At 49.2% G+C, this 15,876-nt stretch carries 17 protein-coding genes and 1 tRNA gene; 14 read left to right on the forward strand and 4 right to left on the reverse strand.

What is annotated here, in order from left to right; genetic code table 11:
- The first annotated feature begins 32 nt into the window (after positions 1-32).
- From EJL04_RS00765 to EJL04_RS00815, 11 genes are all read left to right on the forward strand, one after another.
- On the forward strand, positions 33-752 hold the full coding sequence (locus EJL04_RS00765; protein ID WP_053397462.1) for an energy transducer TonB: 720 nt from the start codon (positions 33-35) through the stop codon (positions 750-752).
- 34 nt (positions 753-786) lie between these two features.
- Positions 787-1,761 carry a polyprenyl synthetase family protein gene (locus EJL04_RS00770; RefSeq protein ID WP_021853890.1) on the forward strand — a complete coding sequence of 325 codons (975 nt, stop codon included), beginning with the start codon at positions 787-789 and terminating at the stop codon, positions 1,759-1,761.
- 132 nt (positions 1,762-1,893) lie between these two features.
- Positions 1,894-2,592 (forward strand): hypothetical protein, encoded by a 699-nt coding sequence (locus tag EJL04_RS00775; protein WP_021853889.1) that lies wholly within the window; start codon positions 1,894-1,896, stop codon positions 2,590-2,592.
- A gap of 127 nt (positions 2,593-2,719) precedes the next feature.
- Complete coding sequence (locus tag EJL04_RS00780; RefSeq protein WP_053397463.1) at positions 2,720-3,496, forward strand: TatD family hydrolase; 777 nt, start codon at positions 2,720-2,722, stop codon at positions 3,494-3,496.
- A 228-nt stretch (positions 3,497-3,724) separates the two neighbouring features.
- Positions 3,725-3,812, forward strand: a tRNA-Ser gene (locus EJL04_RS00785).
- A 28-nt stretch (positions 3,813-3,840) separates the two neighbouring features.
- Positions 3,841-4,767: a MotA/TolQ/ExbB proton channel family protein gene (locus EJL04_RS00790; protein ID WP_338142703.1), complete on the forward strand. Its 927-nt coding sequence runs from the start codon at positions 3,841-3,843 to the stop codon at positions 4,765-4,767.
- Positions 4,764-5,288 carry a hypothetical protein gene (locus EJL04_RS00795; protein ID WP_239684850.1) on the forward strand — a complete coding sequence of 175 codons (525 nt, stop codon included), beginning with the start codon at positions 4,764-4,766 and terminating at the stop codon, positions 5,286-5,288. The genes EJL04_RS00790 and EJL04_RS00795 overlap by 4 nt, the downstream gene beginning before the upstream one ends.
- A gap of 127 nt (positions 5,289-5,415) precedes the next feature.
- Positions 5,416-5,952, forward strand: a complete 537-nt coding sequence (locus EJL04_RS00800) for an ExbD/TolR family protein (RefSeq protein ID WP_021853885.1) — start codon at positions 5,416-5,418, stop codon at positions 5,950-5,952.
- Positions 5,949-6,416 carry an ExbD/TolR family protein gene (locus EJL04_RS00805; RefSeq protein ID WP_125103834.1) on the forward strand — a complete coding sequence of 156 codons (468 nt, stop codon included), beginning with the start codon at positions 5,949-5,951 and terminating at the stop codon, positions 6,414-6,416. Before EJL04_RS00800 ends, EJL04_RS00805 begins: the two co-directional genes overlap by 4 nt.
- A 242-nt stretch (positions 6,417-6,658) precedes the next feature.
- Complete coding sequence (locus EJL04_RS00810; protein ID WP_021853883.1) at positions 6,659-7,159, forward strand: Lrp/AsnC family transcriptional regulator; 501 nt, start codon at positions 6,659-6,661, stop codon at positions 7,157-7,159.
- A gap of 42 nt (positions 7,160-7,201) precedes the next feature.
- Complete coding sequence (locus EJL04_RS00815) at positions 7,202-8,395, forward strand: TlpA family protein disulfide reductase (RefSeq protein WP_125103835.1); 1,194 nt, start codon at positions 7,202-7,204, stop codon at positions 8,393-8,395.
- A 286-nt stretch (positions 8,396-8,681) separates the two neighbouring features.
- On the opposite strand, the gene EJL04_RS00820 is transcribed toward EJL04_RS00815, so the two are convergent.
- From EJL04_RS00820 to EJL04_RS00830, 3 genes are all read right to left on the reverse strand, one after another.
- Complete coding sequence (locus EJL04_RS00820) at positions 8,682-9,161, reverse strand: dihydrofolate reductase (protein WP_053397467.1); 480 nt, start codon at positions 9,159-9,161, stop codon at positions 8,682-8,684.
- Between the two features lie 187 nt (positions 9,162-9,348).
- A complete protein-coding gene (locus tag EJL04_RS00825) occupies positions 9,349-10,143 on the reverse strand; it encodes a thymidylate synthase (protein ID WP_125103836.1) in 795 nt (264 codons plus the stop codon).
- A gap of 6 nt (positions 10,144-10,149) precedes the next feature.
- Positions 10,150-11,577, reverse strand: coding sequence for a methyltransferase RsmF C-terminal domain-like protein (locus EJL04_RS00830; protein ID WP_125103837.1), 1,428 nt, complete (start codon positions 11,575-11,577; stop codon positions 10,150-10,152).
- Between the two features lie 470 nt (positions 11,578-12,047).
- Here EJL04_RS00830 and EJL04_RS00835 point away from each other — a divergent pair, with 470 nt between their 5' ends.
- Genes EJL04_RS00835 through EJL04_RS00845 form a run of 3 tightly spaced genes read left to right on the forward strand, consistent with a single transcriptional unit; the run spans position 12,048 to position 13,627 of the window.
- Complete coding sequence (locus EJL04_RS00835; protein ID WP_125103838.1) at positions 12,048-12,752, forward strand: DUF6249 domain-containing protein; 705 nt, start codon at positions 12,048-12,050, stop codon at positions 12,750-12,752.
- Between the two features lie 16 nt (positions 12,753-12,768).
- A complete protein-coding gene (locus EJL04_RS00840) occupies positions 12,769-13,305 on the forward strand; it encodes an RNA polymerase sigma factor (protein ID WP_053397521.1) in 537 nt (178 codons plus the stop codon).
- Positions 13,295-13,627 carry a DUF5056 domain-containing protein gene (locus EJL04_RS00845; RefSeq protein WP_053397471.1) on the forward strand — a complete coding sequence of 111 codons (333 nt, stop codon included), beginning with the start codon at positions 13,295-13,297 and terminating at the stop codon, positions 13,625-13,627. Before EJL04_RS00840 ends, EJL04_RS00845 begins: the two co-directional genes overlap by 11 nt.
- A 155-nt stretch (positions 13,628-13,782) precedes the next feature.
- Here EJL04_RS00845 and porE read toward each other — a convergent pair whose 3' ends face one another.
- On the reverse strand, positions 13,783-15,852 hold the full coding sequence (gene porE, locus EJL04_RS00850; protein ID WP_125103839.1) for a PorE family type IX secretion system protein: 2,070 nt from the start codon (positions 15,850-15,852) through the stop codon (positions 13,783-13,785).
- Between the last annotated feature and the right edge of the window lie 24 nt (positions 15,853-15,876).

Genomic DNA, 15,876 nt, shown 5'->3' on the forward strand with positions numbered 1-15,876 from the left:
CAGGCCCTAAGGTATTAATCATCATTGGTCAGGTGGAACTTAAGAAATCATATAAGGCCGACTTGGAACATCAGCGCGCATCAGGCTTCTTGTTAGGTCTGATAGTAGTGCTGTCGCTGTTTCTGGTTTGTCTTGAATTTACCACGTCAAGCCCGTCGACTGACGTAGCTGACGATATTCTTGACGATGTTTCGCAAGACATTGAGATGATGCCTGTGCTGCAGCAGAAGAACATGATTGCCGCCCCTCAGGTTGCTCCCAAGGCTGCCGTGCCAGAGAAAATGAAGGTAGTGGACGAGCAGGTTGCCGACGTGGTGGAACAGCATGACGGCACAGACACCGATAATGACGCGCAGGCCGGAGCTGCCGGAAGCAGCGAGGCTGCAGAGAGCCAGACAGCGGCACTGTCGCCTGTGGCTGTTGACGAAGACGACAATCCTCTCAACTTTCAGGTTATAGAGCGCCTGCCGGAGTTTCCCGGTGGCATGGTGGAGTTTATGAAGTGGCTCACCAAGAATCTCTCATATCCTGTCATTGCACAGCAACAGAAGATACAGGGCAAGGTCCTTGTGTCGTTCATAATAAATAAAGACGGAACGATAAGCAGTCCGAAGGTGGTTAAATCGGTCAGCCCCGAGCTCGACCGCGAGGCATTGCGCGTGATACGCATAATGCCGAAATGGAAACCGGGCGAGGACCACGGTAAGCCATGCCGCACGTACTTCTGCATTCCCGTCGTGTTTAAGTTGTAATAATTATTCTGCAATCTTAAAAACCTTTATCACTATGTTAACGGCAAACGAAATACTACAAAAGATTAACTCGTATCTTGACAACATGCCTTACGAACGTAAGCCGCAGAGCCTTTATGACCCCATTAAGTATGTGCTGTCGATGGGCGGCAAGCGCATACGCCCGTCGCTGGTACTGATGGCCTACAATTTATATAAGGATGACCCAGAGAGCATATTGTCTCAGGCCTGCGGCCTTGAGATTTATCATAACTACACGCTGCTGCACGACGACCTTATGGACAACGCTGCCATGAGGCGCGGCCACCAGACCGTACACGTTAAATGGAACGCCAATACGGCCGTGCTCTCAGGCGACAGCATGTATGTGCTGGCGTTCAAGCGCATGGCGCAGAGCGCACCCGACAAGGTGAAGCCCGTGCTCGACACTTTTATCGAGACGGCTCTGCAGGTAGGCGAGGGACAGCAGTATGACATGGATTTCGAGAAACGCACCGATGTTACTGAGGAAGAGTATATAGAGATGATACGCCTCAAGACGAGCGTGCTGTTGGCATGCGCCCTGAAGATAGGTGCCGTGCTGGCCGGAGCTTCAGAGAGCGATGCCGACAATCTGTATAAGTTTGGCGAGCAGATAGGTCTGGCCTTCCAGCTGCAGGACGACTATCTCGATGTCTATGGCGACCCGAAGGTTTTCGGCAAGGCCATTGGTGGCGATATCCTGTGCAACAAAAAGACATATATGCTCATCAATGCATATAACAGAGCCGACGAGGCGCGCCGCAATGAACTCGTTAAATGGATTACGGCCACTGACTTTAATCCTGAGGAGAAGATAAAGGCCGTTACTTCGATATATAACGAACTGGGTATCGACCGCCTGGCTGAAGACAGAATAAAATACTATTTTGAGCAAAGCCGCAAATATCTCGATCTCGTCAGTGTTGACGATGAGCGCAAGAGCGTGCTCCGTGCATACACCGATGCCATGATGGGCCGCAAGGCTTAGGCGGCAGTCTGCTTTAGTTCCTTTCCCCGCCATGTCTTTGTGCGGGATGATTATGCGGATGCCGGCCGGGCCTGCAAGAGGCTTTGCCGGCGTGAGATTTATTTAATAATATTTTTATGTGATATAAAAGAAATGCCATACAGACGACTACCGAAGACAGACGCAGCCCGTTTGAGGGCACTGAAGACATTGCTCGACAACAACGATATCTACACCGTGCGCAACCGCTTCATAGACTGGAAAACCCTTAACCGTGCGCAGCCGGCATACGACAGGCTGCTCACAGCCTCTGAGCAGTATAAGGTGAGCTATGCAGCCCAGCTGAGAGGAGCCGGAAAGGGCGACAAGCTGCAGCGCAATGCCACGATGTATGTAAGCCATTTTGTGCAGGTGCTTTTGATGTCGGTAGAGCGCGGAGAGATTAAGAAGTCGAACCTCAAGCTGTATGGACTTGATGAGAGTACAACGTCGCTGCCAAACATTAAGACCATATCAGGTCTGATAAAGTGGGGCACGCAGGTTGTTGAAGGCGAGAAAGCCCGGATAAAGAAAGGCGGACGGCCGATATTTAACCCTACGATAGGCATGGTCAGCACTCATCTTGACATATTCAAGGAGAACAACGATCAGCAAAAGCGTCTGCAAGACCGCACCGCTCAGGCTCTTGAGGCTTTGAAGACAATACGTCCGGAGGTAGACAGTGTGCTGTTGGAACTGTGGAATCAGATAGAGGAAAACTTCAAGAATGAGCCGCCTGAGGTGAGATTTGCCGAATGCCGCAAATACGGCATAATATATTATTACCGCAGAAAAGAAGAGCATTTATATTGATTTGAAGCTTTGGTGCTATTCTGCTGAATGTTCTTTCATTGCCGTTTGCCGGCTTGCTGATGCCTGCTGTTCTTTGCACTACAGCCGTAACGGACAATGATGTCTTAATTGAAAAAATGTTTGGAGAATGAATTTTATAGACACACATACACATCTCGACGGCGAAGAGTTTGATGCCGACCGTGATGAGACAATACAGAGAGCAAAGGATGCCGGTGTGAGCAAGGTGTTTATACCGGCTATCGACATGCCGTCGGTAAGCAGGGTGCTTGCCGTGTGCGACCGTTATCCCGGCTATGCTTATCCGATGATAGGGCTGCATCCTGAAGAAGTAAGAGCCGACTGGCAGGATGTATTGAAAGAAATGAAGCCTGTGCTTGATGCCAACCGCGACAAGGTTATTGCTGTAGGCGAGGTGGGACTCGACTATTATTGGAGCCGTGAGTTTGAGCAGGAGCAGCTGTTGGCGTTTGAGGAGCAGGTCAGATGGTCGATAGAGTATCGGCTGCCGCTGATGATACATTGCCGGAAGGGACAGAACGAAATGGTGCGTCTGTTGCGCCGTTATGAGAAGGAACTGCCGGGAGGTGTTTTCCACTGCTTTACAGGCAACGAGAAGGAGGCTGCCGAACTGCTGTCGTTCGACAGGTTTGTACTCGGCATCGGTGGAGTGCTGACTTTCAAGAAGTCTCATTTGCCGGAGGTGTTGCCCACGGTTCCGCTCGACAGAATTGTGCTTGAAACCGACTCGCCGTACATGGCTCCGGTTCCGATGCGCGGAAAACGTAATGAGAGTGCCTATGTGGCTTATGTGCTGAAGCGTATGGCAGAATGTTACGGAGTGAGCGAGGAACAGGTGGCTGAGGCTACAAATGCCAACGTAAAGCGCGTGTTTTCAGTGTGATAGATGCTGTTGACATAAATGCGAATGACGCTTGGTGCGTTCTTTCTTTCCGCTTATTCTCATTGGGCGTCTGAATATGTCATGCGTGGCAGTATTACATGTGGAAGCCGGTAAAAACTAAAAATATCAAAAATGCCGGCGTAAAGCTAAAAAAGATGTGATTTTATGATGAAAATAGATGGAAAAAAGATAATTTTGCATCCCGTAAACTAAATGAAGTTCAGGTAAGGAAAGGTGCTCGAGTGGCTGAAGAGGCACGCCTGGAAAGCGTGTAAACGTTAAAAGCGTTTCGGGGGTTCGAATCCCCCTCTTTCCGCGTAATGTTTTTCTAATTCATAACAGATATGAGTAATCTGATTGCAAAGATTGCAATAACAACGATCCTCGCATTTTCTATCGGCCATTCGGCGTTTGCTCAGAATGGTGAAATAACCGGGCAGATGAAGTCGAAAGCCGTGTCTACTCTTGCAGCCGATCAGCCCAAGTCGCACAAAACACAAACTCCTGCAGGGAAAGCTGTGGAAGATAACACTGCAAAAGAACAGCAAGACACTGCTGCGCAGTCAGCACCTGCCGACTCGCTAGACCTTGACATGGCTGAAGTGCCTGACTCTACGATGATGCCGGTGGAGAGTGAAGGTTTTCATAAAACACTGAAGGTAAAGTATATTGAAGGCAACGCCGGATTCATGTCGTTTGTGGCACTGGTGCTGGTGCTTGGTCTTGCGTTCTGCATTGAGCGCATAATTTATCTTACATTATCCGAGATAAACGCCAAAAAGCTTATGATCGACCTGGAGTCTCTCATTATGAAAGGCGACATTGAAGGGGCAAAGACCATCTGCCGCAACACACGCGGCCCGGTGGCTTCAATCTGTTATCAGGGTCTTATGCGCATAGACGAGTCGATGGATGACGTTGAGCGCAGCATAACTTCTTATGGTTCGGTACAGGCTGCTAACCTTGAGAAGGGATGTTCGTGGATAACGCTGTTCATAGCCATGGCTCCGTCGCTCGGATTTCTCGGTACGGTTATCGGTATGGTCATGTCGTTTGAGCAGATACAGATGGCAGGCGACATCAGTCCAACTATCGTTGCTGCCGGTATGAAGGTGGCGCTGATAACCACAATATTCGGACTTATTGCCGCCCTGATCATGCAGGTGTTCTACAATTACATACTTTCAAAGATAGAGCACATAACGAGTCAGATGGAAGAGTCGGCTATAACGCTGCTCGACATCATAATGAAATATAAACTTACACGATGATGCGCATCTCATTAAAAAGCATTAGACAACTTTCGGCAGAGCAGATATCCACACGTGTGCTGTATGTTCTGCTTGCCGTCATTGTGCTTCTGTTCGGCGCGTTCTTTCTGATAGGATACGACATTCCGTATGATGAAGATCCGACGTTTAATGCTCCTATGTTTACTGATGCCGTGCTTGTGTTTATTTATATGCTTGTTCTGGCTACGGTGGGCATTACGGCTTATGCCGTGTACAGAAGCATCAAGGGACGCGACAAGACATCTGACACAATCAACAATATTCCGGCGGCTAAGATTGTCTGGCTTACAACAGGACTTACGGCAGCAAGTCTGTTGCTTACATTCCTGCTTGGTTCGTCAGAGCCAGTCATGGTCAACGGAGTGAAATATGCTGATGTGTTCTGGCTTAAAGCTACCGACATGTTCATCAATACGGCGTTGATATTGCTGTTTGTTGCCGTCTGCGGCGTAGTGTTCGGACTTTCGGGATACAACAGAAAAGTAAATCTGAATAAATAAAGTGCACAGTCGTACTGAATATCGCCTTATCAGACATATACGTTAAGACAAACGGCATGACATCAAATGTGTGCGATATGGCGTACATGCACTTGCATAAAGAAGAATATAACATCGGTCAAAGAAAATGATTCTGAGGCATAACAAACGTGAAGTACCTTTGCTGAACACCACGTCAACGGCTGACATATCTTTCATCCTGTTGGTGTTTTTCCTTATCATGACGTCTATGGATGTGGATAAGGGACTGCAACGCCAGTTGCCTCCGCCTGACCGTGACAAGACAGAAGAGGTGGCTGACATAAGCAAAGGCAACATGCTCGACCTGCAACTTACGTCGTCCAACAAGCTTATTGCTGACGGCAAGCCGCTTGATGTTGCGCAGCTGCGTTCGCGTGTGATGACGTTTGTCGGCAAGACGGCCGACCGCCAGCGTCACATTATATCGGTAACGGTAGACCGCAAGACCAGTTATGACCTTTATTTCAACGTACAGAATGAGATAATGGCGGCGTATAAAACACTCAGAAACAGATATGCACTGAAGACATACGGGCGGGAGTACGAACGCTGTACGGCCGCGCAGCGTGAAAAAGTAAGAGAATATTATCCTCAGCGTATAGCTGAGACAACGGTGGCTGAAGCCGAAGGAGGTGAGATATGACAATGTTCAGACGCAGCAGGCGTACCGTGCCGATGCTAAACACGGCTGCATTGCCCGACCTTATATTTACGGTGCTGTTCTTTTTTATCACCGTTACACACATGCGCCAGGTAACTCTGAAGGTGAAATACAGAGTGCCGGAGGGAACAGAACTTACTAAACTTACAAAGAAATCTGCCATTACACATATTTATATCGGCAAGCCTACAAAAGAGATGAGGCCGCAGGCTGGAAACAATACGCGCATACAGATTAACGACAAGTATGCAGACATTCCTGCCGTAGTGGACTTTGTTACTGAAGAACGCCGCCGCATGTCGCCTGAAGACGCAAAAATAATGAGCGTGTCGGTCAAGGCTGACCGCGAGACAGAGATGGGAGTTATGAGCGATTTGCGTCAGGCTCTGCGTGAGGCTGGTGCCCTGCGCGTGAATTATTCAGCCGTTGAAAAAAGCAAAAAGTAATTTTTGTTATTGTAAAGATGTTATAATCTGTTATCAAGAAGTAAAATTTTGCTTTAAATCTATTGCAGAAATGATAAATTTATCATATCTTTGCACAAATTAATCGGTCAGTTGGATTTTGATAACAGCATGTTCTTGCGTCACAGATGCCGGCGTTTGCCGTGGCGGACGTATGGCATAAAAACAAAAGCACTCTTTATCCATGGCTGTATTTATGTTTGTTTTAATCTAAAACTTAGAAAATGGCGCATCACAATTTAGATTCATTAGACAAGAAAATCCTTAGGCTTATTGCTGAGGACGCTCGTATTCCTTTCCTTGAGGTGGCTCGTTCGTGCAACGTAAGCGGCGCTGCCATTCATCAGCGTATACAGAAACTCAATAGTCTCGGAGTGTTGAAAGGTTCACAATTTATAATCGACCCTGAGAAAATTGGTTACGAAACATGTGCTTATATAGGTCTGAACCTCAGGAATCCTGAAGATTTTGACAAGGCTGTTGAGGCTTTGAGAAACATACCTGAAGTCGTTGAATGTCATTATACAACGGGCGACTACGATATGTTTATTAAGATTTACGCATTCAACAATCACCATTTGCTCAACATCATTCACGACCGTCTGCAGCCGCTGGGATTGTCACGAAGCGAGACTATCATATCATTCAATTCGGCATTCGACCGACAGTTGCCTATTGTGGACATACCGGTTGACGATGAGGACGAAGATGATGTAATCGAATAAAAATTTAAACCAAGGCGTAATTGCCTTGGTTAATTTGTTATTATGAGGAAACAAGTCTTATTTATTTTATCTTTATTCTTGGCCATTAACCTTCATGCCGAGAATAAGTTTGTTATTGAAGGAAGAGTAGCCAATGTGCCCGACGGCCTTATCGTTGAACTTCTGCGTAATGAAGACAATGTAGGAATGCTTGTGGCTTCTGACACCTTGCGGAACGGCAAGTTCCGTTTTGAGGAAGAAACTTCAGGCAACGGCACCGACTGGATGTTCCTGACGGCAAGAACGGAAAACTATTACAGCATGATTTTGTATCTTTGGGTACGGCCGGGAAGTTCGATAAGAATCTCTGCCGACAATCTTCTTGTGTATACATGGAACGTTGAAAGCGATGTGCCAGAGCAGCAGACAAGGAGCAAGATACTTGCAAGTTCGCGCGATCTCTGGAACGAATATCAGATTTTAGATGGAGATTATGACTCTCTGCGCAGCAGGATAAAATCGGGCAAGTATTCCGGTGAGGAAAAGAAAAGGCAGAAAGCGAGACTCGACAGCATGAAGCAGGCGAAAAGCATGCTGCAGGACCGCATCTCAGCCGTAGAACTTGAGGCTATGGCGAAGCTTGATGTCGACCAGGCCTGGATGCTGAATTATGTTAACACGGCATACATGGTGAATATCTCCAAGAACAAGGATAATCTGGAAAAGGCTAAGGCTCTCTATGCCTATATACCTGATGTGTGGCGTGATTCCTACTCTGGCCGTGAAGCCAAGAATGTTCTTTTCCCCCAACATGTCGTTGAGGTAGGAGAGGAGGCTGCTGATGCCGACCTCTATGATATTGACGGAAAATTGTGGCATTTGTCTGACTTCAGGGGCAGATACGTGCTTATCGACTTCTGGAGCCGTGGCTGCGGTCCGTGCAAGATGGCCATTCCTGAGATAAAGGAAGCAGCCGACAAGTATAAGGACAGACTTGTGGCGGTGAGCATTTCGGTAGACAATGAGAAGGTGTGGAAGGAGCATTCGGCCACTGAAGGCATTACATGGATGAACCTCAGCGACAAAAATCTCAATACGGGCATTGCCGCTAAATATGGCGTTCGCGGAATACCTTCCTTCGTACTTTTGTCGCCAGACGGGAAAGTTGTCAAGAAGTGGTCGGGCTACAGTAAGGGAGTGATAGAGAAATATATATCCGAACATATCGCCACGGCTGACGTGCCTTCAGGCAAATAGTGTTAGGACGGATTTAACCCAATTCGGTAATTAAACCGCATATTACTTTATCAGTTTTGTGCATTGATGCTTTCAGCCTGTCTTTTTGTTTCTATTGGCGTCTTTTTGTCAGATTTTTCTTGACATAGCCCGCTATGCCTGCGAAAAATCTAACGAAAATCCGCTCAATATAAAGCAAAAATACCGACCGAATCATAATGACAGATTGGGCTTAAATGACTATTGGGGCTTATCTTAAAATTGTCGCCAAAGAGAACCAACCGGTTGTCTTTGGCGACAAATTTTATTATCTCACATAGTCTACAAAAGCGTATCTGTAGGCATGTTTCTCGTCTATGTCGTGGTCTTCACGCTTTTCTTCTCTCCATCCGTCAAACTCAGGAAAGAATGTGTCGGCATCTTCCGGCGTGTCATCTATCTCCGTAAGACACAGCCTGTCGGCACGTTTTATGGCCTGTTCGTAGATGCTTGCCCCACCTATTATATATATGTCCTCGTCGGCAGAGCAGTTGGCCAGGGCTTCGTCGAGCGATGTGTAGCAGTCGCATCCGGCGAAGTCGCGCTTGCTGCGGCTCAGAACGATGTTGCGTCTGTTGGGCAGTGCCCCTTTCGGCAGCGACTCAAAGGTCTTTCGTCCCATTATTATTGTGTGTCCTGTGGTAAGGGCCTTAAACCGTTTAAGGTCGTTAGGCAGCCAGTAAATCAGTTTGTTGTCTTTTCCTATCGCCCGGTTTTGTGCCACGGCGGCAATGATGGTTATTTGCATGATATGTCAGTAGTTAAAGAAGTTATAGTAGTTAAAGTAGTTAAAGCCATTACCTTTGTTGCTGCATTCTGCTGTTGTTATTGTCAATATTCTTGTTGTCGGATGTTTTTCCGGTAAGACTAATGACTTTAACTACTTGGCGAACAACGTGAGCAGTAACTTCTTTAACTACTTTAACTACAGAAATTTATACACTCACCTTTCCTGCAATATGCGGCCAGGGATTATAGTTCTCGAGAGTGAAGTCTTCGTATTTGAAGTCGAAGAGGTCTTTTACGTCGGGGTTGAGCTTCATTACAGGCAGAGGGCGCGGGGTGCGCGTGAGCTGCAGGTCAACCTGCTCAAGATGGTTAAGATATATGTGTGTGTCGCCGGTGGTGTGGATAAACTCGCTCGGCTTTAGTCCCGTCACCTGTGCAACCATCATCAGAAGCAGTGCGTAGGATGCAATGTTGAACGGCACGCCGAGGAATGTGTCGGCGCTGCGCTGATAAAGCTGAAGACTTAGGCGGCCTTCTGCCACGTAAAACTGGAACAGACAGTGGCACGGCGGCAGGTGCATCTGCTCAATGTCGGCCACGTTCCATGCGCTTACTATTATGCGCCTTGAGTCAGGAGTGTTCTTTATCTGGTTGATGATGTTCTTTATCTGGTCTATGTGTCCGCCGTTGTGGTCGGGCCATGAGCGCCACTGATGGCCGTAGACCGGACCGAGTTCGCCGTTCTCGTCGGCCCATTCGTTCCATATCCTTACGCCGTGTTCCTGAAGATATTTAACGTTGGTGTCGCCCTTAAGGAACCACAGAAGCTCGTAGATGATAGACTTCAGATGCAGTTTCTTGGTCGTAAGAAGCGGAAAACCGTCGTCAAGATTAAAGCGCATCTGATTGCCGAAGATGCTTATGGTGCCCGTCCCCGTGCGGTCGTGCTTCATAACGCCTTCGGTTTTGATGCGTCTTAGCAGGTCGAGATATTGTTTCATCGTTGTTTATTTTGTTCTGATTATTTCATTGTATTCGTCAGGCACATGACTGCTCTTTACCTTCCATTCTGCCGGGTAAAGGTTGTTTGCCCTGTTGCCTATGTTCTTTTCGAATCCGAGCGGCACGCCGTTGAACTCTACCAGCACATAGCCGCGCGGCGTATCGGCCGGTAAGGTTACAGCCTCTTTGCGCAGAAAGCTCATTGCCTGTGCGTAGTTGAGTTCTGCCTGCGCAAAAGTTTCTTTGTTGAGTGCCCTCGACAGGGCGAGCGCCTGTGCCGGAATGATGTCCTTGCCCTTGCTTTCGCCGATGGTTATTCCCGCCGACAAAATCTTAAGCGACTTTGCAGCAGCGTCATACACGTCGCGCCACGCCTTAGGTATGGCTGCCGTGATGTTGTCAGAGGTTACAAAGTCGAATCTGTCAGGGTCCTTAATCCAGTCGCGGTTGCAGCTTGCCGTCTCTTTCTTGCTGTTGCGCTGCTTGTCTTTTTTAGCCTTCTTGTCCTTACGTGGCGTGTCGTTGGCGTCTCGTTCGCCGTTCTTGCGCATTACGGCCATGAATATTCCTTCGCCGCGAGTAAGTCCGGGCAGGAAACGGTACACAGGCTTGTCGAATCCGCTTAGCAGCGAGCCGGTTATCTTCCAGCTTTCGTCAATGTCAACGGGCAGCAGCTCTGCGCCCAGCTCTTCGGTTATATATCTTATGTTTTCTTCGTCTTCTTTGGTGTTGAACGTGCATGTTGAGTAAATCAGCAGGCCGCCAGGCTTCAGGCACTGCCACACGTCGCTCACAATCTCGCGCTGTAGCCGCCAGCATTTCTCCACGTTCTGCACGCTCCATTCGCTTATCGCCGTGTCGTCTTTTCTGAACATTCCCTCGCCCGAACATGGCACGTCGGTGAGAATTACGTCGAACATAAGACGGCTTTTGCCGAAGTCGCGCGGATAGTTGTTGGTAACAATCACGTCCTCATGACCGAATTTCTGCATGTTCTCAGCCAGAATCTGCGCGCGCGTCCTCATCGGTTCGTTGCTTATCAGCAGGCTGCCTTCGGGCAGGGCTGCCCTCGCCACGGTCGACTTTCCGCCCGGGGCGGCACATAGGTCGAGCATGGTCAGCGGTCCGTCGGACGCATACTGCCTCATGACACGGTCGAGAAACATCGACGATGCTTCCTGAACATAATACAGTCCGGCATGGAGCAGGGGGTCGAACGTGAAGTTTGGCCGTGAGTTAAGATAATATCCGCTGTCGCACCAGCCAACCTTTCCGTCAGAAAGACTTTCGGCAGGTGAGCCGCAGGCACACTTAAACGGATTGAGCCTTATGCTCACGGGCGGCTCGTCGGCCAGTCCGCGGCTTATGATGCTCCACAACTCGTTGCCTGTAAGCGCTTTAGTGTAATTTATAAAATCTTCCGGCAGTGTCATTTAAATATGCAGTGTGATTAGTGCTGGCAAAGTTACAAATAATTTTAATGTGCGCAACCAAAAAGGTGTCTTGATTTTTTTGTGCCGGCCCTTATATGCATGCCTTCGTGCGTATGTGCCGTGCCGCAACGCATTTTTGTGTCATGGCGCGACTCTCTTGCGGCGCTTTGAAATGTCAGAGTTTTGCGCTGCGTAACACATTGATATTCAGCGTGTTTGCAAAAGGTATGCTTTTGCCTTCTAAAAGGTGCCCTTTTAGCGTGCAATTTGTGGCCTTTTGGAAGGTAAAAGCATACCTTTTGCAAAACCGCCGTTCACGGGCTGTTTTATTGAAGGCGTTTGGTGGCGTTATTCTTGCATGACGGAAGAAATGAGATAAAAATGCATTTTTTTGAAAATTTCTTGTTTTCCGTGCAACCTTTTCACCCTTTCATACGTCTAACGGATAGAACAAAAAATAAAATTAAGATATGAAAAAGTTATTTATCATTTTAGCCATGGCAGCCACGCTGGCCGCTCCTGTTCAGGCTCAGAAGTCGCTCTACAGGCACAATCCGCAGGTGGTGAACAGCCAGGCGGCTGCCGACACGGGCGAGGTGGTGGCCTATTCAGACACAACGGGCGCAGCCCGCGACACAAGTGCGGCTCAGACAACAGCCTCAGACGAAGACGAGGCAGTAAGCGTAAAGCAGTTTGACGACGTGTCCGACCCGTTTACGCTCATTGCATATCTGGCCGATTTGGGCGGCCCGGGCAGCGTATTGGTGGCCATTGCCTTTGTGCTGCTGTGCATCCTGGTGGTGCTTTCGCCGTTCCTTTTTGTCGCACTCATCATCTATCTGGTGCTGAAAAACCGCAACCAGCGCTACCGTCTGGCGGAGAAGGCTATGGAGAGCGGGCGCCCTATACCCGATAATCTGCTGAAGAAAGACGACTTCAGCAATGAGGCTCTATGGAAGAAAGGCGTAAAGAACGGCTGCCTCGGCATCGGTCTTGTGGTCTGCTTCTACATCATCGGCGCCAATCCGCTCACCGGCATAGGCTGGCTCGTGTTCTTCTATGGTCTCGGTCAGTGTATCATAGCCCGCACCACAGGCCGCAGAAAGCGCAATGACGAAAGCGATTTCTTCATGGACGACATAAAAGACGAGCCGGACGGCGATAAGGAAAAGTAATATTACGGGGTTGAAGGTGAAACAGCTTAATGACATATCGTTGGTTACGAGGGTGGCCGTTTTTCACGACAAGAAGGCGTTCGACGCGCTTGTCGTGAAATATCAGGCGGCCGTCAGGAGGTTCTTCCTCAGCCAGACGCTGGGCGATGCGCAGCTCAGCGACGACCTGGCGCAGGACACCTTCATCAAGGCCTACACCAACATAGGGCGTTTCAGGGGGCTGTCAGGTTTTTCCACGTGGCTTTATCGCATAGCCTACAATGTGCTTTATGACTACAGGCGGTCGCATAAGGTGACAGACGACGTAAGCTCTGTGCCGGCAGACCGCAGTGTGGCGCAGGCTGACAAGGGCCTGAGCATCGACATCTACTCGGCACTGAAACTGCTGAAAGACGACGAGAGGCTCTGTCTGACGCTGCAGATAATCGACGGACTGTCCGTCGACAAGATATCAGAGATAACCTCACTGCCGCTGGGTACGGTGAAGTCGCATCTCTCAAGGAGTAAACACAAACTTGCAAATTATTTAAAGGATAATGGATATGACAGATAACAATGACGATGTTCTGGTAAAAAAGTTCTTCAGCGAAAACCGCATTGACGTGCCCGACGATGGATTTTCAAGGCGTGTCATGCGCCGTCTGCCCGACCGCACACGGCGCATCAGCCGTCTGTGGACAGCGGTGTGTGTCGTTATTGGACTGCTGATTTTCTTCAGAAACAAGGGCTTCTCGGTTCTTGTGTCGTGCTTCGACGGCATATTCTCAGATGTCCTTGCCCGCCATGAGCAGCTCAACAATCCTCATCTGCTGTTGCCTGTGGCAATGGTGCTGATACTTTTGTGGGGCGTAGGCTTTGCCGTCCGCGAGCGGTGAGCGGCGTGCCTGGCGTTTATCTGCGGCTTCATGATATGATGTTGCGCCTTGCCGGCATGGCGGATTATGTGTCCGTGCCTGCCGCCAAGGCGCATATAGCTTTATCAGATACAATAATCCCCGGAACTGCACATGCCGTTCCAGGGATTATCGTGTTACATATCTATCACGAAGCCGTCGTCTTCAGAGCCTCCGTTATCCTGTTCCTTAGCCTTTGGAGGGTTCTTCAGGTTGCCGTTTTCGTCAAACATTCCGTATGTTATCCTCAGCACTATGAACTCGGTGCGGCGGTTCAGCTGGTTGCATATCTCCTGTTTGTCCTTGTCAAGTTTCTTTATAAACTCTTCTGTCAGCACGTCGCCTTCCTTCAGCCACGGATATTTCTCCGTCAGCTTCTTGCGTATTGTCTTCGGCTTCTCCTTGCCGTAGCCCACCGGCGACAGGCGGTCTTTGGCTATTCCGTGCTCTATCAGATAGTTTACCACGGCCTCGGCTCTCTTCTGCGACAGCGTCTTGTTATATTCCGCACTGCCCTTATAGTCGCAGTGTGCGCTCAACTCTATGGTAACGTTGGGGTTTTCGTTCAGCAGCTTGATAAGTTCGTCGAGCGCCTTGGTCGACTCCGGGCGCAGCGAATACTTGTCAAAGTCGTAGAAGATGTTGTCTATCAGCACCGGCACGCGTATCGAGGCGAGCGGAAACTGCAGCACATATTCTTCTGATTCTGTCACCGGTTTCACCCTCAGTTCTTCCTTATGGTTGAGGAAGCCCTTGCATGTGGCAAGCATCATGTAGTCAACATTCGGGTTTATCACCTGTGTGAAAGAGCCGTCGCCCTTCACGTTCAGCTTCAGGTTGGTGCCGTCGCTGCCTATCATATACACCAGGGCATCGGGCAGTTCGTAGCCGTCCATCTCGTATACCCAGCCCTTCACGGTCTGTATTACCTCAGGTTTCTCAAAGCTGTATATGTGGTCCCAGCCTCTGCCGTCGCCTCTGTTCGACGAGAAGTAGCCGCGGTTATGCGGACCTTCGAAGGTCATTCCAAAGTCGTCTCCATACGAGTTGAGCGGATATCCCGGGTGTTCAAGCACAAATTTCTTTGTCTTTTTGTCCACCTTGGCTATGTATATGTCGAGTCCGCCGAGACCTTTGTGGCCGTCAGACGAGAAGTAAAGGTCGCCGTTCGGCCTGAATGTAGGGAACATCTCGTTGCCCGGCGTGTTGACAGGTTCGCCCAGATTTTCCACGCCTCCAAGCCCGTTGCTCGTAAGTCTCACTCTCCATATGTCGTATCCGCCTTTTCCTCCCGGCATGTCCGATGTGAAGTAGAGCCATTGTCCGTCGGGCGATACGGCAGGATGGGCATAGCTCGACAGCGTGTCGCGTGTTATCTCGAGGGCCGAAGCCTTGCCCCATGCTGCGTCAGAGCGGTTAGATGTTACAATGGTTGCATATCTCGGATAGTTCGGGTCGGTGGTGCATTGTGTGAGATACATCTGACTCTGGTCCGGCGTAAAGCAGCATGCGCCCTCGTCAAACTCAGTGTTGAGGCCCGAAACAATGGCTTCCGGCTTGCCCCATTTGCCCTTGTCGTCCTTCTGCGACACAAATATGTCGCCGGCTTTGGTGCCCGTTATGCCGCTAAGTTCGTCGCCTTCGGCCTCGTTTCTCGTTGATGTGAAGTACAGTTGGTCGTATTCGTCACCGAAGAGCATGGGCGAATAGTCGGCCCGGCGCGAGTTGAACACGTCCATCTTCTTTACTATATATCTCGAGCCGGCTTCCTTTTCGGCCTGTGCTGTCTGTGCCGACAGCAGTCCTGTCTTGGCTAGTTCGTTGTCGGGAAGTGAGTCGAGCACGAGCTGAAACTCCTTTGCAGCCTCCTTGTAGCTGCCGTTTTTCATCAGCACACGTGCAAAGGAAAGGTGCGTTTCTATGTCGGCCTTGTTGTATCTTATCGTGTTCCGGTATGCCGCAATAGCCTTTTGTGTTGAGTTTATGCGGTCGTAGCATCCGGCAAGTTTCTTTGCCCGTTCGCCTCTTTTGTCCTTGTCTTTAGGCGAAGTCTTGTTGTATGCCGTCTTAAATTCGGCCGCAGCGTCGTAATATTCACCCAAGGCGAGATATTTCTCGCCTTTTTTCATGTAGTGATCGGCGCCGCACGACGCTGTAAGCAGCATCGTAAAGCATATTATTATGAGTGTGTAAAGCTTTTCTTTCATCACGAAACCTTAGTTGTTATATAT

Origin of the sequence: Prevotella marseillensis, assembly GCF_900625065.1 — a bacterium.
Taxonomy (GTDB): domain Bacteria; phylum Bacteroidota; class Bacteroidia; order Bacteroidales; family Bacteroidaceae; genus Prevotella; species Prevotella rara.